At 57.0% G+C, this 25488-nt stretch carries 20 protein-coding genes and 5 pseudogenes; 13 read left to right on the plus strand and 12 right to left on the minus strand.

Annotated features, from left to right (window positions below; translation table 11 throughout):
• Positions 1-52: 52 nt before the first annotated feature.
• The gene (locus JHX88_RS08905; protein WP_076528377.1) at positions 53-5632 is read left to right on the plus strand and encodes a DUF3320 domain-containing protein; all 5580 of its coding nucleotides are present in this window, start codon (positions 53-55) and stop codon (positions 5630-5632) included.
• Positions 5633-5641: 9 nt separating this feature from the next.
• On the opposite strand, the pseudogene JHX88_RS08910 reads toward JHX88_RS08905, so the two are convergent.
• Positions 5642-5797: pseudogene (locus JHX88_RS08910) on the minus strand (IS5/IS1182 family transposase); the annotation flags it as partial.
• 322 nt (positions 5798-6119) lie between these two features.
• On the opposite strand from JHX88_RS08910, the gene JHX88_RS08915 reads away from it, so the two are divergent.
• Both JHX88_RS08915 and JHX88_RS22450 read left to right on the plus strand, forming a co-directional pair.
• Entirely contained in the window at positions 6120-7346 is a 1227-nt protein-coding gene (locus JHX88_RS08915) for a Fic family protein (RefSeq protein ID WP_076528379.1), read from the plus strand.
• A 72-nt stretch (positions 7347-7418) separates the two neighbouring features.
• A pseudogene (locus tag JHX88_RS22450) lies at positions 7419-7526 on the plus strand (IS66-like element accessory protein TnpA); the annotation flags it as partial.
• Positions 7527-7604: 78 nt separating this feature from the next.
• On the opposite strand, the pseudogene JHX88_RS22310 reads toward JHX88_RS22450, so the two are convergent.
• A pseudogene (locus JHX88_RS22310) lies at positions 7605-7817 on the minus strand (DUF6634 family protein); the annotation flags it as partial.
• Between JHX88_RS22310 and JHX88_RS08920 the strand changes: the two are divergent.
• Positions 7803-7973: pseudogene (locus JHX88_RS08920) on the plus strand (ATP-binding protein); the annotation flags it as partial. The pseudogenes JHX88_RS22310 and JHX88_RS08920 sit on opposite strands and share 15 nt — an antisense overlap.
• Positions 7974-8292: 319 nt before the next feature.
• On the opposite strand, the gene JHX88_RS08925 reads toward JHX88_RS08920, so the two are convergent.
• The 6 genes from JHX88_RS08925 to JHX88_RS08950 form a co-directional block, all read right to left on the minus strand.
• Positions 8293-8931 carry a class I SAM-dependent methyltransferase gene (locus JHX88_RS08925; RefSeq protein WP_076528382.1) on the minus strand — a complete coding sequence of 213 codons (639 nt, stop codon included), beginning with the start codon at positions 8929-8931 and terminating at the stop codon, positions 8293-8295.
• 122 nt (positions 8932-9053) lie between these two features.
• The gene (locus JHX88_RS08930) at positions 9054-9548 is read right to left on the minus strand and encodes a copper chaperone PCu(A)C (protein WP_076528385.1); all 495 of its coding nucleotides are present in this window, start codon (positions 9546-9548) and stop codon (positions 9054-9056) included.
• 17 nt (positions 9549-9565) lie between these two features.
• On the minus strand, positions 9566-10894 hold the full coding sequence (locus JHX88_RS08935; RefSeq protein ID WP_076528387.1) for an FtsX-like permease family protein: 1329 nt from the start codon (positions 10892-10894) through the stop codon (positions 9566-9568).
• Positions 10891-11571 (minus strand): ABC transporter ATP-binding protein, encoded by a 681-nt coding sequence (locus JHX88_RS08940; protein WP_076528389.1) that lies wholly within the window; start codon positions 11569-11571, stop codon positions 10891-10893. Before JHX88_RS08940 ends, JHX88_RS08935 begins: the two co-directional genes overlap by 4 nt.
• A 4-nt stretch (positions 11572-11575) precedes the next feature.
• Positions 11576-12001 (minus strand): hypothetical protein, encoded by a 426-nt coding sequence (locus JHX88_RS08945; protein WP_076528391.1) that lies wholly within the window; start codon positions 11999-12001, stop codon positions 11576-11578.
• 114 nt (positions 12002-12115) lie between these two features.
• The gene (locus JHX88_RS08950) at positions 12116-13603 is read right to left on the minus strand and encodes an alkaline phosphatase (protein ID WP_076528392.1); all 1488 of its coding nucleotides are present in this window, start codon (positions 13601-13603) and stop codon (positions 12116-12118) included.
• Positions 13604-13939: 336 nt separating this feature from the next.
• On the opposite strand from JHX88_RS08950, the gene JHX88_RS08955 reads away from it, so the two are divergent.
• Genes JHX88_RS08955 through JHX88_RS08965 form a run of 3 tightly spaced genes read left to right on the plus strand, consistent with a single transcriptional unit; the run spans position 13940 to position 16314 of the window.
• Positions 13940-15094, plus strand: a complete 1155-nt coding sequence (locus JHX88_RS08955) for a Na/Pi symporter (RefSeq protein ID WP_076528394.1) — start codon at positions 13940-13942, stop codon at positions 15092-15094.
• A gap of 9 nt (positions 15095-15103) precedes the next feature.
• Positions 15104-15328: a hypothetical protein gene (locus JHX88_RS08960; RefSeq protein ID WP_076528396.1), complete on the plus strand. Its 225-nt coding sequence runs from the start codon at positions 15104-15106 to the stop codon at positions 15326-15328.
• Positions 15328-16314: a PstS family phosphate ABC transporter substrate-binding protein gene (locus JHX88_RS08965; RefSeq protein WP_076528398.1), complete on the plus strand. Its 987-nt coding sequence runs from the start codon at positions 15328-15330 to the stop codon at positions 16312-16314. Before JHX88_RS08960 ends, JHX88_RS08965 begins: the two co-directional genes overlap by 1 nt.
• A 97-nt stretch (positions 16315-16411) precedes the next feature.
• On the opposite strand, the gene JHX88_RS08970 is transcribed toward JHX88_RS08965, so the two are convergent.
• Complete coding sequence (locus JHX88_RS08970; protein WP_272848225.1) at positions 16412-17098, minus strand: helix-turn-helix domain-containing protein; 687 nt, start codon at positions 17096-17098, stop codon at positions 16412-16414.
• Between JHX88_RS08970 and JHX88_RS08975 the strand changes: the two genes are divergently transcribed.
• The gene (locus tag JHX88_RS08975) at positions 17073-18008 is read left to right on the plus strand and encodes a DMT family transporter (RefSeq protein WP_084203306.1); all 936 of its coding nucleotides are present in this window, start codon (positions 17073-17075) and stop codon (positions 18006-18008) included. The two genes, JHX88_RS08970 and JHX88_RS08975, sit on opposite strands and share 26 nt — an antisense overlap.
• Before the next feature lie 143 nt (positions 18009-18151).
• Here the strand turns inward: JHX88_RS08975 and JHX88_RS08980 are convergent, their stop codons facing one another.
• Entirely contained in the window at positions 18152-18532 is a 381-nt protein-coding gene (locus JHX88_RS08980) for a tautomerase family protein (protein ID WP_076528402.1), read from the minus strand.
• 86 nt (positions 18533-18618) lie between these two features.
• On the opposite strand from JHX88_RS08980, the gene JHX88_RS08985 reads away from it, so the two are divergent.
• The 3 genes and pseudogenes from JHX88_RS08985 to JHX88_RS22455 all read left to right on the plus strand — a co-directional run.
• Positions 18619-19476: a LysR substrate-binding domain-containing protein gene (locus tag JHX88_RS08985; RefSeq protein ID WP_076528404.1), complete on the plus strand. Its 858-nt coding sequence runs from the start codon at positions 18619-18621 to the stop codon at positions 19474-19476.
• A gap of 199 nt (positions 19477-19675) precedes the next feature.
• Positions 19676-20464 carry a PhzF family phenazine biosynthesis protein gene (locus tag JHX88_RS08990; protein ID WP_076528406.1) on the plus strand — a complete coding sequence of 263 codons (789 nt, stop codon included), beginning with the start codon at positions 19676-19678 and terminating at the stop codon, positions 20462-20464.
• A gap of 177 nt (positions 20465-20641) precedes the next feature.
• Positions 20642-20743: pseudogene (locus JHX88_RS22455) on the plus strand (IS110 family transposase); the annotation flags it as partial.
• 415 nt (positions 20744-21158) lie between these two features.
• On the opposite strand, the gene JHX88_RS09000 reads toward JHX88_RS22455, so the two are convergent.
• Positions 21159-21815 carry an HAD family hydrolase gene (locus JHX88_RS09000; protein ID WP_076528410.1) on the minus strand — a complete coding sequence of 219 codons (657 nt, stop codon included), beginning with the start codon at positions 21813-21815 and terminating at the stop codon, positions 21159-21161.
• Between the two features lie 174 nt (positions 21816-21989).
• Positions 21990-22754 (minus strand): helix-turn-helix domain-containing protein, encoded by a 765-nt coding sequence (locus tag JHX88_RS09005; protein ID WP_076528412.1) that lies wholly within the window; start codon positions 22752-22754, stop codon positions 21990-21992.
• Positions 22755-22990: 236 nt separating this feature from the next.
• Here JHX88_RS09005 and JHX88_RS09010 point away from each other — a divergent pair, with 236 nt between their 5' ends.
• Positions 22991-24040: a substrate-binding domain-containing protein gene (locus tag JHX88_RS09010; RefSeq protein WP_076528414.1), complete on the plus strand. Its 1050-nt coding sequence runs from the start codon at positions 22991-22993 to the stop codon at positions 24038-24040.
• A 64-nt stretch (positions 24041-24104) separates the two neighbouring features.
• Positions 24105-25481: a phosphate ABC transporter permease subunit PstC gene (gene pstC, locus JHX88_RS09015; protein ID WP_076528416.1), complete on the plus strand. Its 1377-nt coding sequence runs from the start codon at positions 24105-24107 to the stop codon at positions 25479-25481.
• Positions 25482-25488: the final 7 nt, after the last annotated feature.

The following is a 25488-nucleotide window of genomic DNA, read 5'->3' on the forward strand; positions in this document are numbered from 1 at the left end:
TTTCGACTCGTGCAGAACAAGTATTTTGAAGGCGACATCGGCGGAGGCTGTTTTGGATAAATTGAAAGTCGGTGTTGGTGAATCTTCATATTCCGGCAATGGATCGGTTGCGGATAAATTAGACCGCGCAAGGACAGAACTTCTAGACCTTTCCGCCAGAAATCGCCTTCTAAATATGCCGAGATCAGGGAAGAGATCGAAGATCATCGAACTCGTCGATGAACTAAGCGGTGAGGTTTTCCGACTGTTGGTTGGCGAGAACAAGGCTTTCACCTTTGTTCCCGGCATGCCGTCCCGGAAGGCGTCATCCACGACCGACGATGTTATCGGCAATGACGACGGAAACAAAGCCCTGTCGGACGACGAAGACACCGATGTGATCAAGGATCTTGCCCTCCCGGAGGATGACGAGGTTGATTCTAGAGGCGTTGCTGGCCGACATTCAGATACGCGACTGCAGACACGATTTACCCCTGAAGGTCTGCAGAAACGTCTTTTGGATCTTTATTACGATGCACGCACCCTTGAGGATGAGCAGGGCGTCAACGTTTTATATCTGACCCTTGGAGCTCTTCGGTGGGTCGATCCCAATGATAAAAAGAACATCCGATACGCCCCTTTGCTGTTAATCCCGGTCACTCTGGAGCGCGGAACCGCCGGAGAACGCTTCCGCTTGCGAGCTCGGCCAGAGGATTTTGCAACAAACCTGTCTCTCGAAAATTTTCTTGATCGACTCCACGGTATTCGTCTGCCCGAAGTTGAGATCAGCGACGCCTTTGATCTTCCTTTTTATCTGGATGCAGTTGAAAAGGCAGTTGATAGTAAGGAAGGTTGGGGTGTCGAGCGTGACGTCATCGTGCTCGGATTCTTCTCGTTTGCCAAATTCATGATGTATCGCGATCTCGATCCATCTAATTGGCCTACCAGCGCACCTATTGTTTCAAAGCCGCTATTGAAAGGGCTGCTTGCGGATGGCTTCGAGGGCACCGAGGAGTTGATCCCAGACGATGTCTCGATAGATCACATCATCCCGCCCTCGGACATGCTCCATATTCTCGATAGCGATAGCTCCCAGACCTTGGCTGTCCATGAAGTTCGCAAGGGCCGCAATCTGGTAATTCAGGGGCCTCCGGGAACCGGCAAAAGCCAGACGATCGCCAATTTGATCGCGGCCGCTGTAGCTGATGGGAAAACCGTATTGTTTGTTGCCGAGAAAATGGCGGCGCTTGAGGTGGTGAAACGGAGACTGGACGTTACTGGCGTCGGAGCCGCCTGCCTCGAATTGCATAGTCACAAGGCCAACAAGAAAGCTGTCCTCGAAGAGATCCGTCGGACGTGGGAAAATGGGCCGCCGCGAACCGGTGACATCGGATCGCTCAATGCACGTCTCCGGGATTTACGGGACGAACTGAACTCTCATGCAACTCGAATGCATGAACGCCATCCCGTTTCGGACCTCAGCCCCTATCAAGTCATTGGACAATTGGTGCGGTTGCGCGCGGCAGGAGAGCAGCCCAACGATATCAAGCTCGATACGCCAGAAAATTGGAACAAGGAAGGCTTTGACGAACGTCATAGCGTCCTGCGCGAACTCGTCGAGCGCGTGCTTGAGATTGGCAATCCGTCGACCCACCTTTGGCATGGAGTCGAACTTTCAACCGTGACGCCCATGGAGGTGGAACGACTTACGGCACGCCTGAAGAGGGTTTCAAGCACAAGTGCCGAGCTCGAAACAAAGGTGATGAAGCTCGCTGAAGCTCTTGAAACCTCCGTGCCCGTGAGCTGGAGGGATGTGCCACCGCTGGTGAAACTCGCGCATCGTCTTAATTCAGCGCCGCTTCCTCCTGAGGTATTGGCAGCGCCACAGTGGAACGGTGATCGCACAAAGCTGATTGGAGTTGTCGAGGCGGGTGAGGCGCTCACCAATATCAGGCAAACACTCTTCGGGCGCTTTCATGACGAAGCCTGGAAGAATGATTTTGCTGAGGCGCGTGGAGCGCTCGATGCGCTCTCCGCAACGACCACAGAAGCAGATTTCGAGGTAATCGGTGAACTGGCACGAATATTGCCAGACGCAATTGAAGTCTCCATCAGTCTCGCAGAGCAGCTGAGCGAGGCCAGCCCAGCTACTATCGATGACATGGTCAGGTTGACCCGAGTGGGCGAATGTATTGCGGTCGCACCCTCCGTCTCGGGGGCTGCGCTCTCTGATCCGGTGTGGGAAGAAGATTCTCTCGTGCCGGCCGACGTGGTGGCGGCACTACGCAACTATCAGGCTGCCAGGGAAGAGCTAAGTGGAAAACTCGCAGATGCAGCTTGGTCCACCGACCTTGTCGCAGCACGCAGCACACTCGCTTCTCATGGCACGGGTTTACTTCGCGCGCTCAGCGGTGAGTGGCGCCGGGCAAACCGTCTGGTCCGGTCCTGTCTTGCCAGCCCGGATCAAGACCTCAATGCAACACTTGCTCAACTGGACCGCCTTCAACAGGGCAAGGCGGCACTTATGGAGACAAGCAAGGATGAGGCCATTGCACAGGCCGCGTTTGGAGGATTATGGCGCGGTGAGCGTTCGGATACCTCTCAACTTGAGACGGTTGTGGAGTGGATGGCAAAGCTCGGTGATGCAGGCTCTGACGTGCGCCAGATTATCGGTCGCAAACCTGATCGGAGTGCGGTGGCGAGACTGTCTGGCCAACTCGAGAAAATATCTCGTATAAAAGAGTGTGCCGACCTTTTGTCGCGTCTGTTGCGAGAGCCAGTGGGAAGCACATCAACAGCCGATATTGCTGCAACGGCAGACAGATTGGCAGAGGCTGATCGCGTCACCAGAGCGATGTTTGTTCAATCTCCGCCCAGCCTTGGGGAACGTCTTAAACTTCTCGATCTACTTGATGAGGGGCAGGTTACGACGCGCCGGATTGACGAATTAGCCGTGTTTGCTGGTGATGCCTTTGGCGCACTCTGGACAGGCATAAAATCTGACTGGTCAGAACTGCGGAATGCAACGCAATGGGTGTCGGAGAATGTCGACATTCTCAATCTTGCCGGTCGCCTTGTGGAGAGAAAAGAAACAGCAGCGCTCGCGGCAGAAATCGAAGAAAAAGCTGAAGAGATCGGGAATGATATCGACAGCATCGCAGCTGATCTTCAATTGGATTTGACGAAAGCTTTTGGCAAAGCGTCAGAAGAAATTCCACTGGCTCGTGTCACCGAACGTCTTTTCGATTGGAGTGAGGCAGGGGAGAGCTTGTTTCAATGGACTGCCTACCGCGATCGTGCACAAAAGGGGCGAGCACTCGGTTGCAGAGATATTGTTGATCGATTGTCGGATGGAAGGCTTGCGCCAGATAGAGTCATCTCGGCCTTCGAGATGGCTTATTATGAGGCGCTCTATGCGGAATTGGCCCGAATTGAACCGGAGATCGCTCGGTTTGACGGAACGCTTCACTCGAAAAAAGTCGCCGAATTCTCAGAACTTGATCTCTTGCGTATCCGCGTATCGGCAGATGAAACCGTGAAATCACATCATAACCAGATGCCTCCGCGTGACGGGGGCGCGATTGGTCCACTCGGTGTTTTGCGGAATGAGCTCCAGAAGCGTCGCGGACATATGCCGATACGGAAGCTGGTTGAGAGGGCAGGTCCCGCACTTCAGGCATTGAAGCCTGTGTTCATGATGAGTCCGCTTTCTGTGGCACAATTTCTGGCGCCTGGAGTCATGGAGTTCGATCTCCTGGTGATGGATGAGGCGAGTCAAATTCAGCCTGTCGATGCGCTTGGCGCAGTGGCACGGGCACGGCAGGTCGTGGTTGTGGGAGATCCGCGTCAGCTACCACCTACTTCGTTCTTCGCGCGAATGACGGGGGGAGGGGATGACGATGAAGATGATGGTGGCCGTGTTGCGGACATCGAGAGTATTCTAGGCCTCTTTACGGCCCGCGGATTGCCGATGCGAATGTTGCGGTGGCACTATCGTAGTCGCCATCAGTCCCTGATTGCCGTCAGCAATCGCCAGTTTTACGAAAGTAAGCTCTTCGTAGTCCCAAGTCCCTACACGGCCGAGGCGGGGATGGGGCTCAGGTTCCACCATATTCCCGACGGTATCTTCGATACAGGCGGAAAAAGATGCAACATCATTGAAGCTCGGGTCGTCGCGCGTGCGATCATTCAACACGCACTCGAATTCCCTGAACTTTCGCTCGGCGTAGCCGCGTTCTCGGTGGCGCAGCGACGAGCTATCCTCGACGAACTCGAACTCCTTCGGCGCGCCCAACCGGAAACCGAAGGTTTCTTCCTCGCGCATCCTGCGGAGCCCTTCTTCGTCAAGAATCTCGAAAACGTGCAGGGCGATGAACGGGATGTGATTTTCATCTCGGTAGGCTATGGCCCAACGGTTCCTGGTGGCCGGGTGCCCATGCGGTTTGGTCCGTTGGGCTCGGAGGGCGGCGAACGGCGGCTTAACGTGCTTATCAGCCGCGCGAAGCAGCGATGCGAGGTTTTTGCATCGCTGACCGATGAGGATATCGATCCGGATTTTGCACAGTCTCGCAAGGGTGTGTTCGCCTTCCGGATGTTTCTGCAATTTGCTCGAACCGGGCGTTTAACCATGGCGGAGGCAACAGGACGAGATCATGACAGCGTCTTTGAGGAACAGGTTGCCAACGCGTTGCATGAGAAGGGCTACCAGGTTCACCGGCAGGTCGGACTTGCCGGTTTCTTCATTGATCTTGCCGTTTCGGACCCGCAACGCCCAGGGCGCTATCTCCTGGGTATCGAATGCGACGGGGCGTCCTATCACGACGCACTATCGGCCAGGGATCGGGATCGCCTGCGCCAATCTGTCCTTGAAAGCCATGGATGGCTGATCCACAGGATCTGGAGCACCGATTGGTTCCAACGCCCTCAACAGGAACTATCCCGGGTAATCGAGGCCATCGAGGCTGCGAAGGCGGAAGATGAGACACGGGAGGCGAAGCGTCAAAAACCCGTAGTTACATTCACTTACGAGGATATGGGGGATATTACCCTTGTGGGAATGGAAGCCGGAGAGGCACATGAACTTACCCCAGAGCAAGGGGCTGTGAATCTCTACCAAGAGGCAGTTCTCGAGCGTGATGACCATGTTTCTGTTGAGTTACACGAAGTTCCGCGCGGTATTCTGATAGAGTATGTCGAGAAAGTAGTGGAGATCGAAGGGCCCGTGTGTTTCGACGAGGTGGTAACCAGGATACGAGAAGCTTGGGGGTTGAAGCGCGCGGGAGGCCGTATTCGCGATGCCATCGCAGCTGCTGTCGATTTGGCTGAGCGGAAGGGATCCATCAAACGCTCGGGAGATTTCGTTTCGATCGAGGGGCGACAACCAGTGCTGAGGAACCGATCCAGTGCCACATCGGCCGGCGTGCGCAAACCGGAAGCTGTTTCGCTCGAGGAAATAGTTGTAGGTGCATTAGCACTTGTGGAAGCAAATTTCGGTGCAACGTCCGAGCAACTCGTTACTGAGATATCACGTGGTCTAGGCTTTAAGGCGACCAGTGATGTTCTTCGACGACGGATTGTCGAAGGTATCGAGAAGGCGCGGAGTGATGGGCACCTAATTGAAGAGAACGGGCTGCTTCAAGCCACATCTTCGTAGGATTTTGGGTCATGTTGACAAATGTCGTAGCCATAGCCTGATGCTTGCGATGTCGACAAAGCCCAGGAAACTGCTGGCGGTCTTGTCGAAACGCGTGGCGAGCCTGCGAGTGTTTTTGAGCTTGTTGAAGCAGCGCTCGACCATGCTACGTAGGGTGTAGACGGTCCAGCAAGTGGTCTCATTATAGAATCATATTGCAAAGAGCGGATCGAAAACATGGACAACGAAATTGGAGCGATCGGAACGAGATGTCGAGCGGCTGCAAGGCAGACGTCGGATCAACAGGCATCCGGCTTGTCGGTGCTGACTCTCTGGGTGGCCGAACGGTCCGATCCAGATCATCTGCCATGATCGCCATGGTGAACTCGCGAAAGGATGAAAAGACACCAACCTGCCAACCGGCACGCGGAACCGGCACGTCTCTTGTTTATGTGGCGGTAAAAAGCTATAATAAAATAAGAAATTTAAACTTTGGAACCGGCACGAAATGGTCGAAACTCCGGCACGCATTGAACCTTGCGGCATCGAAGAAAACATCCCGGTCGCCTTGGGTGACCTCATGCTGACCATCCAGTCAGAGGCACAAGAGATCGGTCGGTTGCTTCATCCGGATAGCGCAGCAGAACTTCGTGCGATGATGCGGGTAATGAACGCTTACTACTCGAACCTGATTGAAGGCCACAACACACGGCCCGCAGATATCGAGGCAGCACTCGCAGGTCGTATCGAGGAAATCGAGAACCGCCCCTTGGCCGAAGAAGCTGCAGCCCATGTCCGCGTTCAGGAATGGATCGACATGGAAGCACGCGCAGATCGCCTGCAAGTTCCCTTTTCCGTTGATTTCCTCAGGGAGATACATCGACGGTTCTATATGGAGATGCCCGAAGAATTTCGCTTCGTCGAACATGCAGGACGCAGGGAGCCCGTTGTGCCTGGTCAGTTTCGATTGGAGGGACAAGAAGTAGCAGTCGGACGCCACCTACCACCGTCGGCCAGCAGAATCGATGATTTTATGCGCCATTTCGAGACACGCTACTGGGGGTTGACGCGGGGACGAATCGGACGGCTCCTTTCGATTCCTGCCGCCCATCACCGGTTGAACTATATCCATCCATTTCTCGATGGGAATGGGCGTGTCAGCCGCCTGATGACCCACGCCATGATCCAGAAAGCCGAGATCGGAGGCCATGGGCTGTGGTCAATCAGTCGGGGGTTGGCACGGGGGTTACACGAGCCGGGTGAATATATGCAGAGGATGGATGGGGCGGACCAGCCACGTCGTGGTGACCTTGATGGTCGTGGCAATCTTTCATTGGCCACTTTACAGCAATTCACAGCATGGTTTCTTTCCATCATGCTGGACCAGATCCGGTTTACGAATGCCATGCTGGATCTCCGCGACCTTCGGTCGCGCTATTCGGCATTGCTTGACGATCTGATGCCGGGACAGGTCCGATCAAAAATCTTGGTAGAGCACGTGTTGCGCTATGGAGAGATCAGCCGGGGCGACGTGCCGGGCATCGTTGGCGTAAAAGAGCGCGCAGCACGTAACGATATTTCGGAACTCCTGAAATCGGGCTTTCTGAAATCCAGCGGTCACAGGGGCATGCTTCGCATCGGTTTTCCCCTTGCCTACCGCGAGCGCCTCTTTCCAAACTTGTTCACCCATGTCGAAATAACGCCCCCACCACCCCCAGAAATTCCCGTCCTGTAGGTCACTGGATTGTATGCCTCCGGTGAGCGCCGCCTGAGCAAGTGATTGGATTTCGTTTAAGACCCTGAAGCTATGGCAGACCATAGCTTCATGTCCCGAGTGGAAGTCCTTTCGGTCACGGATACCGGCCGGCGCCGTCGATGGACGGATGCGGAGAAGATCCGGATCGTGGAGGAGAGTTTCTCGGCGCCGCGGATGGTTTTGCACACGGGCGATGAACGCGGCCATCAGGCGATCGACCAGATTGTCGTCGTCGACCGCGACGAAACCCGCGAGTTCAAAGCTCACCAACCCCTTCCGGGCCTCCGAGATCTTGAGGTCCCGCGCGACATTGGCTTCAAATTCGGAGAAAGGCTCACCAAGCCGATACCAACGGCTGTAGGTGCGGGCCCAGCCTGCCTGGCGATCGAGAGCGATCAGCCGCGAGGTGGTGATCGTGCTCGCACCGATCCGGGGATGATCACCAGCAATCTGCCTTTTGACGAATGGACCGAGACATTCGGCTCCGAACGCCTCACCGGCGCGCTTCTCGACAGGCTGACCCACCACGTCAGCATTCTCGAAATGAATGGCCAGAGCTATCGGCTGGCGCAAAGCCGCGCCCGAAAGACCAGCCGAAACCCCTGACAAAAAGGCGATACGCGCGTTGCCGAACAGCGCTCGGGCTACGCCCTCCCGCTGTTCGGCAACGCGCGCAAACTGGCCTGATTTTGCGCCGCCCAATGGCCGGTTTTTACGCCGCCGTTGACAGCGTGTTGAGTGATTCACACTGGTCATGAGCAAAAGAGACAAGCAATATTTCTGACTGAGCACGCAACAGATGCGGCGTATTCAACCGTTCGTCAGAAAACAGTCCCCAGACTGTTTTCTGACGCTTCACATATGTCGCGACACGATTCGAGCGATGCGGTGATATCCTTCCTGAACGCCATCATCCTGGCCGCAATCATGATCTTCTGGATCTAAAATTTATAGGGGTGGAGCCTAAGTAGGTGGTATTCTCAAGAACCATGAAGCTCCATCGAACATCATTTCGACCGAGCATGTCCTCGCGCTCAACATTGAGGACGGAACGGAGACCGAAAGAGCTTGCCAACAACGTGGTTTCCGCCGCCGAAACCGCGAACATTTTTCGGCCATGTGGCACCGGACCATGTCGCAGGGACATGCTGACTCTTCCGCCTGGCTTGAGCAAACCGGCTATCGATGCCATGCTGTCGTATCGCTCAGCTTCGTTCAGGTGCATCCAGACCGCCGTCAAGAGAATAAGGTCAAAGGGCGCGTGATGCGCATGAATGTTCGTAAGATGCGGAAGTTGGTCATCAACCCAGTTGATCGCTTTTCCCGCGTGAATTCGCATCCCTTCCTGTCGTAACTCGGCTGTAGGTTCGACGGCTACAACTGTATTCCCGTCAGCGGCAAGTGCAGCTGCATCGCGACCAGACCCGGCACCAACGTCAAGGACACGAAAGGGAGATTGAGGAAATAAGTGAAGGACATCTCGGTGTATGTCGAAGAACGTGATGCTTTCATACTGTTCCGCCAGCTTCTTCGCATTATGACCATAGCCCATCATACCCGTCATCGTCTCACTCGCATTTCGGCCTGCCATATCACCTTGTGCTCGGTTTCGAGAGAAGCTCACACGTTATGCGCTTCAATCAGGACAACACCACGGTATCGGAACCACCAAATCTCGTCCATCGGCTAGTGTTGATGGCCCATGTGGCTGTGCTGTATCGCCGTGGCGGAATGCACTTCGACTACGATTTCCAGTTGCGGGCCGGCCAGATTCAGTGTCACCGGGAACGTGTCATGTTCCTCGAGTCGCTGCGTCAGACCTTTCAACTGGATGGCCAACTCATTCGGGGCGAATGTCATCCTGGTTCCCGGCGCGATTGGCATCTGCTGGATTGGTTCGAACCGCAGTTTGCCACCACTGTTCGACAGGCCCACGATGCGGGCAGACGACGCGATATCTGTGCTGGCGCTGGTCAGGGTCACTGGCTCGTCTGAGGTGTTTTCCAGGTCCAGATAGACCATCGCCTCGGAGGCGGCGGTCGCGTTCACCCAAGCATGGACAGCTCGGATACCGGCAGCCTCGGCAACATGTTCGTGTTCGTCTTGGTCATGGCGATGATCGTCATGCGCCAGCGCGGGCGCCGACAGTATGATCAGGGTCAGCAGGGTGGTGCGGAGCATCGGGATACCTTTTGGGATTAGTTACGTAGATCGGCCACGACAGGTCGTGAGAGGGCGATGGCGGCAGGGATCAGCGCCAGAAGGACGGTGACGCTGACAAAGGCCGCGACAAGTTGGAATTCGGACCAAGAGAGGGTTGCGTTCACCAGTATGTCGGTGCGAGCGGTCACGATTCGTGAGATGACCGCGGCGGCGACAAAGCCCACAGCGATCCCCGCCGCCGCGCCAAGGAAGATCAGCGTGGCAGTATAGGACCAGACGATGGCAAAGACGAACCGCGCCGGAGCGCCAAGCGCACGCAGGAGGGCTAAGCGGCGCGCAAAGAGCCGTGTCAGCGTGACCAACCCGACCATCATGCCGATGGTGACCAGGATCTGCGTGACAATGGCCATGAGACTCATGACCTGTCGCACGTCGCCCATCACAGAATGCAGGCTGGCAAGGATCGAGCCGGGGAAGAAAGCCATTGTCTCGGCGGTCGTGAACTCGGCGCGCAGGGCATAATTGGCGTAAAGCTGCTCGGCCGAGACGAGGATCGCAGGCGTGCCGGGAAAATAGCCGGGATCGAAGGGCGGGCCAAGCTGATCCGCGTTGTCAGGCGCGTGGCCGGTGGGCAGGACGTGGATCTCCCATACGGATTCGACGGGCACGACAATGGCCCGGTCCCAAGGGGAGCCCGTGGGCTGCATCCGGCCCACAACCCGGTATTCTGCGCCACCATGGGCATCATGTTCGGCGGCATCGCCCACGCCGTGCGCTGGCTCGAAAACGTCACCGACTGACAGATCGACGCGGGCGCCGACGACAGCGCCCCAATAATTGTCGAAGAGCCGGCCCTCAGCCAATTGCGGCGACATATGGGTGACGAACTCGGCGGTTGAGCCAACGATGGGATGCGAGTTGTAGCTGTCGCCAAAGGCGATCGGTGCGGCCAGCGACACATTCTCGGCGCTGGCTACGTGGTCATAGACCTCGCCGGAGAGCAGGGGCACGTCCGAAGGGCGCAGATAGACAGCGGCAAACAGCATCGTGATCTCGCTGCCCGGTGCGGCGACGATCAGATCAAACGGATCGGCGGCGCGGGCCGTGCCTTGACGCAGCCCGCGTTCCTGCGCGATCAGTGCAACCCCGATGCCGATGGAAACGGCGATTAGCGACATGAAGATCAGGTTCGTCCAGCGGAAGCGCCACAGCATCGCCCGGACCAGCATGTAGGGGCGAAATCCGGCCAGCACAAACGCGCCGACAATTAACGCGGGCAACAGAAGTGCGAATAGCACAGCGATATCCTGCCAAAGGACCGGCATCCATTCGACGGCGCGGAACAGGGGGGCAAGCGGGCTCATGCGGCGGCCCTGTCCTGACTGATACGCCCGTCCACAATGTCGATGACACGATCCATGCACGCATGGAGCGCCGGATCGTGGCTGACGGCTATCAGGGTCTTTCCTTCCTCGCGCACCAACCCTAGAAGATCGTCTGTCAGCCGGTCCGCCGCTGTGCGATCAAGACTGGCGGTGGGCTCATCCGCCAGGATGATAGCCGGATCGCCGGCCAGCGCGCGGGCTACTGCGACGCGCTGACGCTCGCCGCCCGAAAAGCTGTCCACGGTGCGCGCTCCGTGGGTGATGCCGAGCTTTTGCAGCAGCACATCGGCACGGCCGCGGATGCCGCGCTGGCGGGTGCGGCTGGCATAGGCGCCGGGCAGGGCGGCGTTAGCGGCGGCCGACAGTTCCTCGAATAGCAGGAAGTCCTGGAAAATCAGCCCCATCCTCTGGCGGCGAAATCGGGCACGGGCAGGGGCTGACATGGCCAGCAAATCATCATCGCCCCAGGTGACACGGCCTGACATGGCTTCGATCAGGCCGGCAATCGTTAAGAGAAAGGTCGATTTGCCAGCGCCCGAGGGGCCGCGCAGACCGATGCAGGTGCCGGGTGCGAAGTCCAGCGCCTCCACGTCCAGAAGGATGCGCCCTGAGGGGGCCGAGACGCGCAATCCAGAGATGCTCAGGCCAAGAGTCATGAGGTCAGGCGCGCACTTGCACGGCATCGACGATGCGGACGCGGCTGACGAAGCCCAGTTCGGGGTCCGTATGGGTGCCCAGTTCAAGTGTCCCGCGGGTGACGATCTTGACGTTGAAGGGAATCACGTCGACGATGCGCTGGGCATAGACGGCCAGGATATCGTTCGGCCATTCGGCTTCGGACGAGCAGAAAGGGCAGACGGCCATCGGGCGGTTCGTTAGCACATAAAAGTTACTTTCGGCCTTCAGCGGGGGTGCCATAAACCCCTCGATGGCGACGCGCTTGCCCTCGTTCGAGGTGGCGAACTCGGTGAAGCTCATGTCCTTGTTATAGAGCTCGCGCAGCCGGACCTGCGGCTCATCTGCAAAAGCGCGGGTTGTCAGGGTGGGCGCGGCCAGGGCGAGGGCAAGAAAATTGCGTCGTTGCATCGTCATTCTCCGTTCAGCTGATACAGGTCGCATAGTAGTTGCCGGTCTTGCCTGTGTTGCAGCCATGCGAAAGGTCCAGGTTCCCCGGACCTTTCGTGTTCATGTGATTGGTCGTTACTCAGTCTGGCCGAAGACTGCGTGATTCATCACGTGGAAGATGGCTTCCTGATCCATCGTGCCACCGAACAAATGCGCCCAGGGGCCCTGCGCCCACAGTGCCACATCTACACCCGAATGGCTTTCCGACGAGGCAGGGATAAGTGCCTGCTGCAGGTAGTCAGGGTCCAGCACCTCTTCCTGCGTAAGATCGGGACGGGAACCGCTGAATGTGCCGTCTTCCTGCTCGATCAGGATCGAGCCGGGGCCGTTGCCGAAGGTAACGACGGTGAATGGCTTGTTGTCGCTGCCCATCACCAACTCGTCCGAATGCGCGACCTGACCCGAAGCGATGTCATGGCAAAGCCCGGTGATCGGCGTGCCGCGGCCGCAATATCCATTGAAGACGATGGCATGTTCGTGATCGGCGGTAACGATGATCAGCGTTTCTTCCGGGTCGGTCGTGTCGATGGCGGTCTGGATCGCCTCGACGAAGGCCACGCCGTCGGTGAAGGTGCGGTGCGCGTTGCCGTCATGGTTGGCGTGATCGACGCGGCCAGCCTCGACCTCCAGATAGAAGCCATCCTCGTTCTTGCCCAGGTATTCGATGGCCTTGCCGGTCATGTCGGCCAGCGACAACTCACTTTCTGGGCGGTCATGTTCATAGGCCATATGGCTGCCGGCAAAGAGACCAATTACCGGCGCATCGATCGTCAGATCGATGGCGTTTGCCTCTTCCATGCTGGTGGCGACCGAAACGTCCAGATCACGGGCCCGGGCGATCAGGTCCACGTCGTCTGATCGACTTCCGATCAGGCCATTGCCGATATCTGCCCCCTCGGGAGCGAAGGCCCGGGCGCCGCCGCCCATGACGAAGTCGACGGTGCCGGCCTCGACCGCGTCAATCATCTGAGTGGCGATGTCGCTGCAACCCTCGGGAGCTTCGGCCTCCCAGTTACGGCTTTGCGTCTTGGCATAGGCGGCGGCGGGGGTGGCGTGAGTGACACGCGCGGTCGAGATGACGCCGACCGACTTACCCTCTTCGGACACCATCTCGGCGAAGGTCGTCAAGGGCGTGCCGGTGCCGCATTGATCAACCAGAACGTCTTCGGTCATATTGATGGTATTGAAGACCTGCTTGACGCCGGTGTTGAACGCGCCGGCGGTCGGTGCAGAGTCCGGGGTCTGGGCGTTAATGTTGTAGGTCTTGATCAGCGATGAATGCGGGAACAGGTCATGGGGCAGGTTGTATTCCTCACCCAGCCCGCCTTCCTGTTGGCCCTTGTAAAGGCGGATGCCATAATTGGTGCCCACGCCCATGCCGTCGGCGACGAAGAGGATGACATTCCTAGCCTTGTTCGTGTTCGGCTGCAGTGCCACGCGCTCGGCGATCAGGTCCCTGCCTGCTGTAAAATACTCACTTTGCTCCTGCGGCAGAACCTGAGACCAGGCCGTGCCGGTGCAGAGCGCCATGGCGATGGAAGATGTAAGAGTTAGACGAAACATATAAGCCCCCAGTTTGATATGGGGCGATGACTAGTCCGCGAGATTATCATTTCTGCGACAACCTGATGGCCCTTGTGTGACGCTTTGTGAATCGTCGTGGTAACTCCGTCCATGAGTTGGGCTACTATATGGCCGACAATGACTTTCCCGAGCGCATTGCCCCTGCAAGCAAGACGTTATTCTTGCGTTTTCGTGATCCATTTCACGATTGCATCTTGGCTCGGTTGATGACGCAGCTACCCCCTCCCGACGGCACCACACCATGAAACGAGGCCCGTCACACCATCGTCATTGTTCGCCCCTAGCGTGAAACGGCACAAGCTAGGCGAGGGAACAATGTCGCAGGTTGAGTCGGTTGAACGTGAAGCTGCTCCAGGAACAGGCCGCTTCCTGCAATGGATGGCAGTCATCGCGCTCATCTATGTGCTGATCTGCGCCGTCAGTCTAATCGGCAGCGGATTCAAGTCCGCGACAGGTGGGCAGGCGCAGGAACTGTTCTCGTTTGCGTCCAATCCTTTCGTTGCACTGGTTATCGGTATTGTCGCCACGGCATTGATTCAGTCATCCTCCACCGTGTCCTCCCTGATCGTCGGGATGGTGGCGGGCGGGCTTCCGGTCGCGATTGCCGTGCCGATGATCATGGGCTCGAACATTGGGACCACGGTGACCAATACCCTGGTCAGCCTTGGCCATGTCCGAGACAAGAGCGAATTTCGCCGCGCGTTTTCCGCGGCCACGGTCCATGACTTCTTCAACCTGATCGCGGTCGCCATCTTCCTGCCGCTGGAAATCCTGTTTCACCCGCTTGAGCGGGCCGGTGAAGCGACCGCCGGGCTGTTCCTGGGTGACGCTGATATGTCCATGTCCGGCATGAACTTCATGAAAACGCTGACACAGCCGCTGGTCGAAACACTCGAAGGTGTGGCCGGGGTGCTTCCCGGTATCTTTGCCGGGCTGGCCATGGTGCTGATCGGGCTGGCCCTGATTTTCCTTGCCATCAGCTATATCGGCAAGCTGCTCAAGGTCCTGATGATCGGCAAGGCGAAGGCCGTCCTTCATGCCGCCATCGGGCGCGGCCCGATAACGGGCATCGGGTCAGGGGCGCTGGTGACGATCCTCGTGCAGTCGTCATCCACCACGACCAGTCTGATGGTCCCACTCGTCGGTGCCGGCACCTTTACCACCAAGCAGGTCTATCCGTTCATGTTGGGGGCAAATATTGGCACCTGTGTCACAGCCTTGCTCGCGGCAACTGCGGTTTCCGGCGCGGTGGCGATTCATGCATTGGAAATCGCCTTTGTCCACCTCATATTCAATATCGCCGCAGTGGTCCTGATCTTCGGTCTTCCGTTTTTACGCAATCTGCCGCTGATCGGTGCCGACTGGCTGGCCGGATTGGCCGCCGAGAACAAAATCTATGCGGCCGCCTGGGTGCTGGGCATGTTCATCATCTTGCCGCTGCTACTGGTTGGCATCACGTCGCTTTTCTGAGGAACCGCCATGACAAATCTCAGCCGCATGACAAAACAGGAATTGAAAGATATTCTCGACGACACCGAGGCGAATATCGCGAATATTCGGGATGAGCTTGAACAGCGTGAGCAACGCGAACAGCATGAAGCGATCGACGCACTCGAACTGCATCTCGAACGCTCTCAGGTTGATTGGGGGGAGGTCAAAGCCTTTTTCCAGCAGGTGCTGACAGAGCTTCGGGGTAAGAACTGATGTTCAAAGTGGTCTTCTCGAATGGTCCGGCAGCGAAAGCCCCGCTTGCTGCGACAGTAGCTGTCATTGGTGCTATCTCTGCCGGTGAGATGCATGCACAGCAGATCACGGCAGATGGCTCGAGCACCGTCTATCCGATTACGCTCGAAGCCACCCGACGTGCCGGGATAGACGCGGATATCAATTTCTCCGGCACGACGGGCGGCTTCCGGCGTTTCTGTGCTGGCGAAACCGATATCAGCAACGCCTCGCGTCCGATCAATGCCGAGGAAATTGTGACCTGCGCCGAAGCCGGTATCGATTATATCGAACTCCCCATTGCCTTCGACGCTCTTGCCGTCGTCGTCCATGCGGAAAATGATTGGGCGGATTCGATCACAATCGAAGAGCTGCGCAAGCTTTGGGAACCGGCGGCCGAGGGCACGATCACAACCTGGCAGCACATTCGCGAGGACTGGCCGGATCGTCCGGTAGTTCTTTTCGGTCGCGGCCAGGATTCGGGCACCTATGACTATTTCACCAATGTCGTGGTGGGCGAGACCCGCGCCAGCCGAAGCGATTACACGGCCAGCGAAGACGAAGAAGAGCTGGCCAGCGGCATTGCCGCCGATCCGGGTGCCTTGGGTTTCTTCGGCGTGGGTGCCTATTTCCGGCACTGGGAAGAACTCAAGGATCTGGGCGTCGATACAGACGACGGGCCAGTCCACCCATCATTGCGCGAAGTTCTGGCAGGTCGCTATCAGCCACTCGCCCGGCCGCTGTTTCTTTATGTCAACGTGACCTCTCTCGACGGCAAGCCTGAACTGGCGGGGTTTCTGCGCGATTATCTGGGAGAGCTGCAGAATTGGGTGCATTTCACCGGCTACATGCCACTCTCACCCGAAGCTTACGAGCAGGCCATCACAAGGCTGGAGGCAAGGACCACGGGTTCTCGTTTCGACGGTGAGTTGCAGGTGGGCATTGGTATCGACGACCTATACAATTAGCCGGCGAGGAACTGGGATCAGATCAACCGACTCCGACAAGAAAGGTCAGATGTCGGCTCCAAGCCTTTCCACGACATTCACGATAGAAAACCATCAATCAGTAGTGCGGCGGCGTCACGCTCCAAACGACAACTGTGCGTTGATCGGAGGGATTGCCGTAGCCATGCGGGCGCTTGCAATCGAAATGAAAGCTGTCTCCCGCGTTCAAAAGGTAGGTTTCGTCATCAATCCGAAGCTCAAGCTGCCCCTCGCTGACATAGCCGGCCTCTTCCCCATCATGAGCATATAGCTCGCCGGAACTTGCGCCGGGTTCGAAGGTGCAAAGCAACATTTCCAGGTTTCCGCCAAGCGACGGGCACAAGAGCTCGTCCCGGATGCCAGACTCGAACCTGAGCGCAGAGCGTCGGGCGGCGCGGACGATGATCGTGGCTTCCGGATCGGCCCTGCGCTCAGGGTCGAGAAAGAACCAGCTGATGTTCACGCCGAGGGAGCGGGAGATCGTGTTCAGGGCGCGGATTGAAGGCACGGCCTGTTCGCGCTCCAGTTGGCTAAGATAGCCGACTGACAGCTCGGTTGTTCCTGCAAGTTGTTGCAGGGTCATCCCCTTGGCCTTGCGAAGCTCGCGCATGCGCGCCCCGACGATCTCGTGCGTGTCGCGCACTCCCCCGCTCGGCGCGTTGCTGTCCTTGTTCCGCGGTTGACTCATCTGAATTTTAAGTCCATTTTTTTGATGAAAACTATATTCTCTGGACCTAATTATGCTGAATGCGATCCGAAATGTCACGGGGACCGCTCCCGATCTCTCTCGTCTGGGAGGCCCGGCGGCGATCCTGTGTGCCACGATGCTGATGGCCTTACAGGATGCACTGGTGAAGCTGTTGAGTGCAGGGCTGCCCCTCTGGCAGTTTTTTCTCCTGCGCTCGCTTCTGATCCTGCCACTGCTCGCAGCGTTAATTGCTCGGACCGGTTGTGATCGGCTGCGTCCGGCATTGAACAGGTGGGTGTTGTTGCGGTCCACATTGATCGTGGCGATGTATGTCTTCTTTTATGCAGCACTGCCGGTTCTGGAGCTGCCAGTGGTTTCCGCCGTCTATTACACGGGACCACTGTTTATTGTCCTGTTCACCGGCTTGCTTTTGCGTGAGCCTGTTTTGCTCGCCCAATGGGGCGCAGTGATCGTTGCCTTTATCGGCGTCCTGATAGTGCTGAGACCGGCGGGGGACGATTTCTCGCTGTTCGCCCTGATCCCGCTTGCCTCAGCGCTTTGCTATGCGTTGGCAATGATCGCAACGCGGGGAAGGATGGGCGACGTGGATCCTTGGGTGCTGACCTTTTCCCTGAACCTCGTCTTCGCTGCCACCGGTCTTGCCGGGATTGGTCTCTCGGCACTCATCGCAAGTCCGGAGATCTATCCGTTCCTCCTAACAGCCTGGGCACCGCTCGACTCGGACAATACGACGGTAGTTGCGCTTCTGGCGGTCATCTCCATCGTGATCCACGTGCTGTTGGCGCAGGCCTATCAGCTCGGACCGACTGTCGTCGTGGCAGGGCTCGATTTCTTGTATCTCGGGTTCGCCACAGTTTGGGCCGCGCTTTTCTTCGGGACGTTTCCCGGCTTGCCGGTTATTCTGGGCACTTGCCTGATCGGTGTTGCTGGACTTTTGGGGGTGCTGAGCCGGCCGAGCAGACGCTGACGGGTGCAAATGAGTGAAAGCCAGCCTCGTCCGTGCTGCCGCCGCTCGTATATGTTAGGGCCTGTCCGCCCCGACAATAAAGTTCGGATGACGGCTTCGAGCCCTGAGCCGTCTTAGCCGTCGGCTCTCAATTGGATCGCAGCTCAGGCATATTGTGCGAGTCCATTGCCGAGGGACCAATTTTCTTTCACGCCCTCAACAATGTTCACAAACACGTCCTCCGATCGGATACCCGGTTTCTCGCCGAGACATTCGGCGATCCGTCGGTATAGGGCCCTTTTTTGCTCTGAGGTGCGGGTGTTCATGGCGCTAATCTGGATGAACACCACATCGGCGCTGCGCTCGATTCCGAGATAGGACGCACCATAGCGGACATTTGCAGGGTCATGCTCAGCGATGGTCATGAACTGATCGTCTTCAGGCACGTTGAACGTGTCACGCATGGCCTGATAGATGCCGTCGAAGATGGCCTGCCGGTAGCTTTCCGGCTTTCCGGTCTGCAGTGAGATGGTGACGAGGGGCATCGCGTGTCCTTTTGGGTGGTGGTTCGCTGCGACGCTATAGCATTTCGTTTCTTTATGGCTATGAATAGCTGTGATATGAAATACAAATGATTGACCGTCCTCTCGATCTGGATTCCGTCCGAGCCTTCGTTCGCATTGCCGAACTTGGCAACTTCACGCGCGCGGCAGAGGCCACGCAGACAACGCAGTCGGCAGTGAGTTTGAAACTGAAGCGTCTCGAAGAGCGCCTGAACTGCCGCTTGATCGACAGAACGCCGCGTCATGTGGCGCTTTCGGCGCAGGGTGTGGCGTTCCTTGAGCATGCGCGCACGCTCCTGAGCGCGCATGACCGCGCGATCAATGTGCTTTCCCAAGCCCGGCAGCGTCTGACGATCGGCATCAGTGATCATGTTGCCGGGCCGGAACTGCCCATGCTGATCGCGCGCATGAATGCGCAGGACCCACGATTGCTGATAGACATTCGGATCGGTTCCTCGGACGATTTGTTGCGCAGCTTCGATCGGCGGGAATGCGACACGGTAATCGTGCGTCAGCATCATGGGCGGGACGATGGGGAGGTGATCGCGGAGGAAAAATTCGGCTGGTTCGCCGCACCGGAATGGCAGCATCGCGCCGGTGAGCCGCTGCCCCTCGCGACGATGCCGGAACCTTGCGGAGTGCGTCTGATGGCCGGGCAACTGCTCGACGAGGCCGATGTGCCTTGGGTCGAAGCGTTCACGGGCGGGGGTGTCATGGCCGTTTCTGCCGCAGTCATGGCCGGTCTTGGCGTTTCAGCGCTGGCCCGCCGCATGCTGCCATTCGGAGCGGTCGATGTCGGGCCCAGGCTCGGACTTCCCAAACTGCCGCGCCTGCCGGTGGTGCTTCATTCGAGGGGCGGCAATCACCGCTCGCGCGAAGCGTTGGTCGCTCTGTCAGCTGCTTTCAGGAACGCGGTGCTGGACTAACACCCCAGCATAGAGCCAAAGGCGCAAGCTTATATCCTAAAGTCTCCCTCGTCCCGCACAGCCGGCGCTCGTGTCAGTTGGGGCTGTCCGCCCCGACAAGAAAGGTCCGATGTCGGCTCCGAGCCTTTTGTGGACCTTGATGGGCTAGCCTTGGGGGCATGCATAACGCTACGATGAGCCTATCATCTAAGGAGTTCTCATGCGCATATATCAGGTCGATGCCTTCACTGACCGGCTCTTTACTGGGAATCCCGCCGCTGTTCTGGTGCTTGAAGATTGGTTGCCGGACGATCTTATGCAGGCGATCGCGCAGGAGAACAACCTTGCTGCATCGGCTTTTGTCAATCCTCGCGCGGACGGGACTTGGGATTTACGCTGGTTCTCTCCGACACAGGAGCTCGATTTCTGTGGCCACGCCTCTCTCGCTACGGCGCATATTCTGTTCACCAACTTTGGGGCGTCTGCCGCAATCGTATTCCATACTCAAGCTGGACAACTGCGCGCGTCGAAAGATGCCAGTAGATACCAACTTGATATTCCTAGCATGCCGCCAGAGGTTATTGATGCATTGCCGCCAGAGTTGAAAGGAATGTTTTCTTCGGCACCGGCAAAGGTATTCCGCAACTTTAAGAACATATTTGCCGATCTCGGCAGCGCGGATGCCGTGTGCAGCTTTGTTCCCGACTTTGCTGCAATTACCCAGATTGACCCACTCGGCCTTGTCGTGACCGGGCAGGAAGTCGAGAGCGCGAAGGCGGATTTCGTCTCTCGCTGCTTTGCTCCTAGTGCGGGTATTCCAGAAGATCCGGTTACAGGTTCAACCCACGCGACTCTCGTGCCCTATTGGGCAGGGCAATTAGGCCGTGACAAGCTCGTAGGTCATCAGGCCTCAAAACGAGGGGGATGGCTCACCTGTGAGCTAACCAATGATCGCGTCCTTCTGGGGGGAAATGCTGTGACCTATATGGAAGCCGAGATATCGCTATGAATTGCCCCATGTTTCTTGGATGCCTCCCTCGCTAATTTTGTGGTAAGGAGGCCATGATGGACACATTTTGGCGAATTCATTCACACCGTTTGTCAGGAAGCGATGGTGTGGACGCCCCGGCAGCATTTAATGTGCCAAGGTAGCGGGTGTTGAAACACCTCTACGAGGAGAGCGTCCATGGACGATGTTAGCATCATCGGCCTAGATTTGGCCAAGAACGTATTTCAGGCGCATGGGGCCGGGTCCGACGGATCGGTTGTATTCCGGCGTAAGCTGTCGTGTGCGCTGCCGCCGGTCGTGACCGAAGAAACGAATGTCGCGCGCTTGACGGGCGGGATCACGTTCGTAGGCTACCTTGTCGCATTCGCATTGCCACTGCTGGGCGGCCTACTGTCCGATGCCGTCGACGGTGTCGGGGCGGTGTTCATCCCGACGGCCGTTCTCGCTCTCGCTCTCGCAAGCTTTGGCCACAGAGGCGACAGATACCAGGATCGGATTTTTCACGGTCGGGACGACGTATAGGGTTGGTGGTCAGCTTGATGTGTCTTGGTTCACGGCTGTGCCGATCAGATTAGCTCGAATTGACCGCAGTAGATAATCACTCGCTGACTGAGGAGTGAGGCCAGCAATGCGACGCGTTTGGAGAGGGTAAAGATGTTCAGGAAGTAACCTCGCTGAATGATCAGGAAGCGAACTAACCGGATACCAAATTTTCAGTTATGCCCGCCCAAACCAACGCCGCCATCAAACTATCGGCTTCATGATGGGCAGCGCCCTCTTGCGAGGGCACCAGGTCGGGAATCTGAACAACCCTCATCCCGGCGGCCAGAGCGGCGCGCACCCCCACGTCGCTGTCTTCAAGGGCGAGGCAGACCGAAGGCTCTTTGCCTAAAAGGCTGGCCGCAAACACATAGACGTGCGGCAAGGGCTTGGAGCCACCTGCCATATCTCGGCCGACAACAGCATCGAAACGACCTTCCAGACCAGCTTTCTCGAGCTTCCATAGAGCATCATCCGTCTTGCTGTTGGTCGCAACGGCACAAGGAAAATTAAGGTCATCAAGCAAATTCAGCGTATCCTTTACCCTTGGCCGCAACGGGATGCCTGTTGCCATCATGGATAGGAAGGCGTCATCCCAAGGCTTGTAGATGTCATCATAGGGCAGTTCCTTCTCAAGCCAGCCACAGATGAGCTTGTGACCCGCTTTATCGTCCAATCCGATCACCCCTTGGAGGACGGACAGAGGCACGGGGTGTCCCAGAGCGGCCAGAGCCTCCACCCCGGTTTCCAAAGCAAGGCGCTCCGTATCCAAGAGCAGACCATCGAGATCGAAAATCACAGCTTCTATCATGCATCGGTTCCCATGCCAGATCGTGGCGACGTTTTCAGAAAGTCCCTATGTCTGCCCCATTCGCTGGTTGTTTTTTTGCGTCACACTAATGCAAGCGTCTTTCGACGCAGGGCAACTAACACGCAACGTTCTTCGATTGTGCAACAACGCCTGATGGAGGGCAACTCGATGTGCCTAATTTGACGCGTCTAAGGGAGAGATCCAAAAGCGTGTTCCCGTCTCCGATAACGTTTTTAATTTTGACAAAGCTTCCGGCCAGCGATTAAAGAAGAGTCTGAGCAGATCATTATTTGTCTCTGGACATTCAAGAGATATTTCAAGCTTTGTTGCATAATCCCCAATCGGGCGAAATTTCCAAACGATATTTGGAGATATCTTCTGTTCTTGTATGTCCTTGATATCGGATGTATCAATTTCATATGAGAATTCTCTGTTCGTATTGTTTTTAGTAATTCGACCTGTAAAAGCAACAGCATCCCCAGTCTTGAATTTGATGGACTTTTCCACTGTTTCAGTGCTCAATTCCAATTGCAACCAAAGCTTGGTTCTTCGATCATCTGTCATTTGGATCCAAACAATCCTTGGCGTGGCGCGTATGTATATCGTGTAATGTCTTTTGATTGATTGTTCGTCGCTAAAGATGGGCAATTCGTCTTCGCACCCTTCGCTTTCGACAAACTTGCGGATCCACTGCTCATTCATAATCCTGAACGCAGTAGGATTCACGTAGTAACGTGGTCTGGTTATATTCCCCATGGAGATTACAACACTCGAATTTGCGAGTGTTCTTAGATGCCCTGTAAGTGTGTTTTGGTTGAGATCGAGTTCCGCTTCTATTTCTGCCCTTGAAGCTCCGTCGTTTCTTAATAGAAAATCTAATATTGCTCGACGGGTTGGGTTCGAGATTGCGGAAAATATGGGTTCGAGATGCCTGTCCATTTTCTACTTGTAGCCCTTTTCATTATCAGACGCTTTGGAGCGATCACAATCATATTGGACGAACTTTCCTAAAGTATAGACCTTCATTGTGCTCTGGTCCTCGCGTAGCTGCGCGAGTTGCATGAATACCAAGAGCCTTCACAAAAGTGACATAATATAGTTGCGCTACTGTCACATTGCCGGGGTAATCAGCGACTCGCTAGGTCTTTTTTACACTCAACTCAGGGAGCATCCCTATGAAATCCATCGGCCTCACGGCAACTGCCTTGTCCGTCATCGCATTGTCCGCGACCGCTGCCGCGGCTCGTGACCAGATCCGCATCGTCGGATCGTCTACTGTTTTCCCATATACGCAAGCAGTGGCAGAGGAATTCGCCAACCAAACCGGCGCGCCGGCTCCGATCGTCGAATCCACCGGCACTGGCGGCGGTATGCAGATTTTCTGTGAAGGTATCGGCGAAGATACCGCAGACCTGACCGGCGCGTCGCGCGCTATGAAAAAATCCGAATTTGATCTGTGCGTCGAAAATGGCGTCACCGATATCAGCGAAGCGATGATCGGCTATGACGGGTTGTCGCTGGCCGTCAGCCGCGAGAACGAAACCGACTGGAATCTGACGCTTGGTCAGGTGTTCCTGGCGCTCGCTGCCGAAGTTCCTCAAGACGGTGAGATGGTGGCCAACCCCTATACCAAATGGTCGGAAATCGATGAATCGCTGCCCGACACCGAGATCGTCGTTCTTGGACCGCCCCCGACCTCGGGCACCCGCGACGCCTTTGTCGAACTTGCCATGCATGCCGGTTGTGAATCGCTTGAGGAAGTCACCGCGATTGCTGAAGAATCCGGCAATGAGGACTGGGTTGACGAGAACTGCTCGCGCATGCGGACCGACGGCCCCTTCATCGAAGCGGGTGAGAACGACAACCTGATCGTGCAGCGCCTGAATTCGGATCCGAATGCGCTCGGCATCTTTGGCTATTCCTTCCTGTATGAAAATCAGGATACGCTGAAAGATGTAAAGCTGAACGACGTTCAGGCGGAAATGGACACCATCGCATCGGGTGAATACCCGTTGTCGCGTCCGCTGTTCTTCTACGTCAAGAATGCGCATCGCGGCGTGATCCCGAATCTGCAGGAATTCGTCGACGAATACATGTCCGAGAACGCGCTGGCTCCGGGTGGCTATCTGGAAGAGCGCGGCCTGGTCGCCCTCGGCGATGACGAGCGCGCTAAGCTTCAGGAAGCCGTTACGACCGGTTCGGTAAAGCTGGAAGTTACCGAGTAACATTTATCTCTACACGCCCGTCCGGGATCAATCCGGGCGGGCGGCTCCTTTTGCGAGGTTGGGCATGACTGGAATCGCCTTTGCGTTGCTGCTGACAGCGGCACTCGCAGGATACATGATGAACCGGCAGGCGGCAGTGACATTGCGGGATGGTGGCCAGCGGCTTCATTCGCTTGGTATGTTTCACGGACTCTACGCTCTGCTGACGGTGCTTGTGCCTGCAATCATCATCGTGCTCTTGTGGCTGGTGCTGCAATCCACGGTTATCAACAGGCTGGTGATGGCCGGCCTGCCCGACGGGGTTCTGGACAATCTCGGTTCCGGGGCGATCCAACTGATCAAGGCCGAGATCCATTCGATCTCGCAAGGACGAATTTTCGGCGAGCCTGAACAATGGAAGATGGATGCTGCAGAGCGCATGAATTCGCTGCGCGCGGCCTCGGGGTGGCTGATGCTGCTTGTCGTGGCGGCGGTGAGCGCCGCGGCGCTCTTCGTCACCCGCCGTAGCGTCAGGGCAGAATTCCGGGCGCGTCAGGCGGTCGAAGGCATCGTCACGGGGTTGCTGATCTCATGCTCGCTTGTGGCAATTTTCGTGACCGTCGGCATTGTCCTGTCGCTTGTTTTCGAATCAATCCGCTTCTTCCAGATGGTTCCGATCACCGACTTCCTGTTCGGAACGAGCTGGGAGCCGCAGATACCGATCCGCGAGGATCAGGTTGCGGCAGAAGGAGCCTTCGGATGGCTGCCGGTCATTCTGGGCACGCTGGTCATCACCTTTGTCGCCATAGTCGTTGCTGTGCCGGTCGGGTTGATGTCGGCAATTTACCTGAACGAGTTTGCCAGCAAGCGTTTCCGTGCCATCGCCAAGCCGGTGCTGGAGCTCCTCGCGGGCATTCCAACTGTGGTTTATGGCTTCTTTGCCATTCTGACGGTCGCTCCGGCAATCCGAGCCTGGGGGGCATCGCTCGGCCTTCCGATCGCACCGAACACAGCGCTTGCGGCAGGCAGCGTGATGGCAGTCATGCTTATCCCGTTCATTTCCTCATTCGCGGATGACGCGCTTTCGGCGGTTCCACGGTCACTTCGCGATGGCAGCATGGCGCTTGGCGCGACACGGGCCGAAACGGTCACGAAAGTCCTGTTTCCCGCAGCGATCCCCGGCATCGTCGGCGGCGTCCTGCTGGCCGTCAGCCGTGCAATCGGTGAGACGATGATTGTGGTGATGGCGGCGGGCCTGATCGCCAAGATGACCATCAACCCGCTGGACAGCGTCACGACCGTGACGGTGCAAATCGTGACACTGCTGATTGGCGACACCTCGTTTGACAGCCCGAAGACGCTGGCGGCATTCGCCCTGGGGCTGATGCTGTTCATCGTGACACTGCTTATCAACATCGTCGCCTTGCGCATCGTGCGCAAATACCGCGAACTTTACGACTGAGGCCCGG

The sequence above is a fragment of the Paracoccus saliphilus genome (assembly GCF_028553805.1).
GTDB classification, from domain to species: Bacteria; Pseudomonadota; Alphaproteobacteria; order Rhodobacterales; family Rhodobacteraceae; genus Paracoccus; species Paracoccus saliphilus.

What these genes read in the sequence shown, in the direction of transcription:
- JHX88_RS08915 (WP_076528379.1), top strand. Translation starts at nt 6,120, where the DNA reads ATGGTCGAAACTCCGGCACGCATTGAACCTTGCGGCATCGAAGAAAAC.
- JHX88_RS08925 (WP_076528382.1), bottom strand. Translation starts at nt 8,931, where the DNA reads ATGACGGGTATGATGGGCTATGGTCATAATGCGAAGAAGCTGGCGGAA.
- JHX88_RS08930 (WP_076528385.1), bottom strand. Translation starts at nt 9,548, where the DNA reads ATGCTCCGCACCACCCTGCTGACCCTGATCATACTGTCGGCGCCCGCG.
- JHX88_RS08935 (WP_076528387.1), bottom strand. Translation starts at nt 10,894, where the DNA reads ATGAGCCCGCTTGCCCCCCTGTTCCGCGCCGTCGAATGGATGCCGGTC.
- JHX88_RS08940 (WP_076528389.1), bottom strand. Translation starts at nt 11,571, where the DNA reads ATGACTCTTGGCCTGAGCATCTCTGGATTGCGCGTCTCGGCCCCCTCA.
- JHX88_RS08945 (WP_076528391.1), bottom strand. Translation starts at nt 12,001, where the DNA reads ATGCAACGACGCAATTTTCTTGCCCTCGCCCTGGCCGCGCCCACCCTG.
- JHX88_RS08950 (WP_076528392.1), bottom strand. Translation starts at nt 13,603, where the DNA reads ATGTTTCGTCTAACTCTTACATCTTCCATCGCCATGGCGCTCTGCACC.
- JHX88_RS08955 (WP_076528394.1), top strand. Translation starts at nt 13,940, where the DNA reads ATGTCGCAGGTTGAGTCGGTTGAACGTGAAGCTGCTCCAGGAACAGGC.
- JHX88_RS08960 (WP_076528396.1), top strand. Translation starts at nt 15,104, where the DNA reads ATGACAAATCTCAGCCGCATGACAAAACAGGAATTGAAAGATATTCTC.
- JHX88_RS08965 (WP_076528398.1), top strand. Translation starts at nt 15,328, where the DNA reads ATGTTCAAAGTGGTCTTCTCGAATGGTCCGGCAGCGAAAGCCCCGCTT.
- JHX88_RS08975 (WP_084203306.1), top strand. Translation starts at nt 17,073, where the DNA reads ATGCTGAATGCGATCCGAAATGTCACGGGGACCGCTCCCGATCTCTCT.
- JHX88_RS08980 (WP_076528402.1), bottom strand. Translation starts at nt 18,532, where the DNA reads ATGCCCCTCGTCACCATCTCACTGCAGACCGGAAAGCCGGAAAGCTAC.
- JHX88_RS08985 (WP_076528404.1), top strand. Translation starts at nt 18,619, where the DNA reads ATGATTGACCGTCCTCTCGATCTGGATTCCGTCCGAGCCTTCGTTCGC.
- JHX88_RS08990 (WP_076528406.1), top strand. Translation starts at nt 19,676, where the DNA reads ATGCGCATATATCAGGTCGATGCCTTCACTGACCGGCTCTTTACTGGG.
- JHX88_RS09000 (WP_076528410.1), bottom strand. Translation starts at nt 21,815, where the DNA reads ATGATAGAAGCTGTGATTTTCGATCTCGATGGTCTGCTCTTGGATACG.
- JHX88_RS09005 (WP_076528412.1), bottom strand. Translation starts at nt 22,754, where the DNA reads ATGGACAGGCATCTCGAACCCATATTTTCCGCAATCTCGAACCCAACC.
- JHX88_RS09010 (WP_076528414.1), top strand. Translation starts at nt 22,991, where the DNA reads ATGAAATCCATCGGCCTCACGGCAACTGCCTTGTCCGTCATCGCATTG.
- pstC (WP_076528416.1), top strand. Translation starts at nt 24,105, where the DNA reads ATGACTGGAATCGCCTTTGCGTTGCTGCTGACAGCGGCACTCGCAGGA.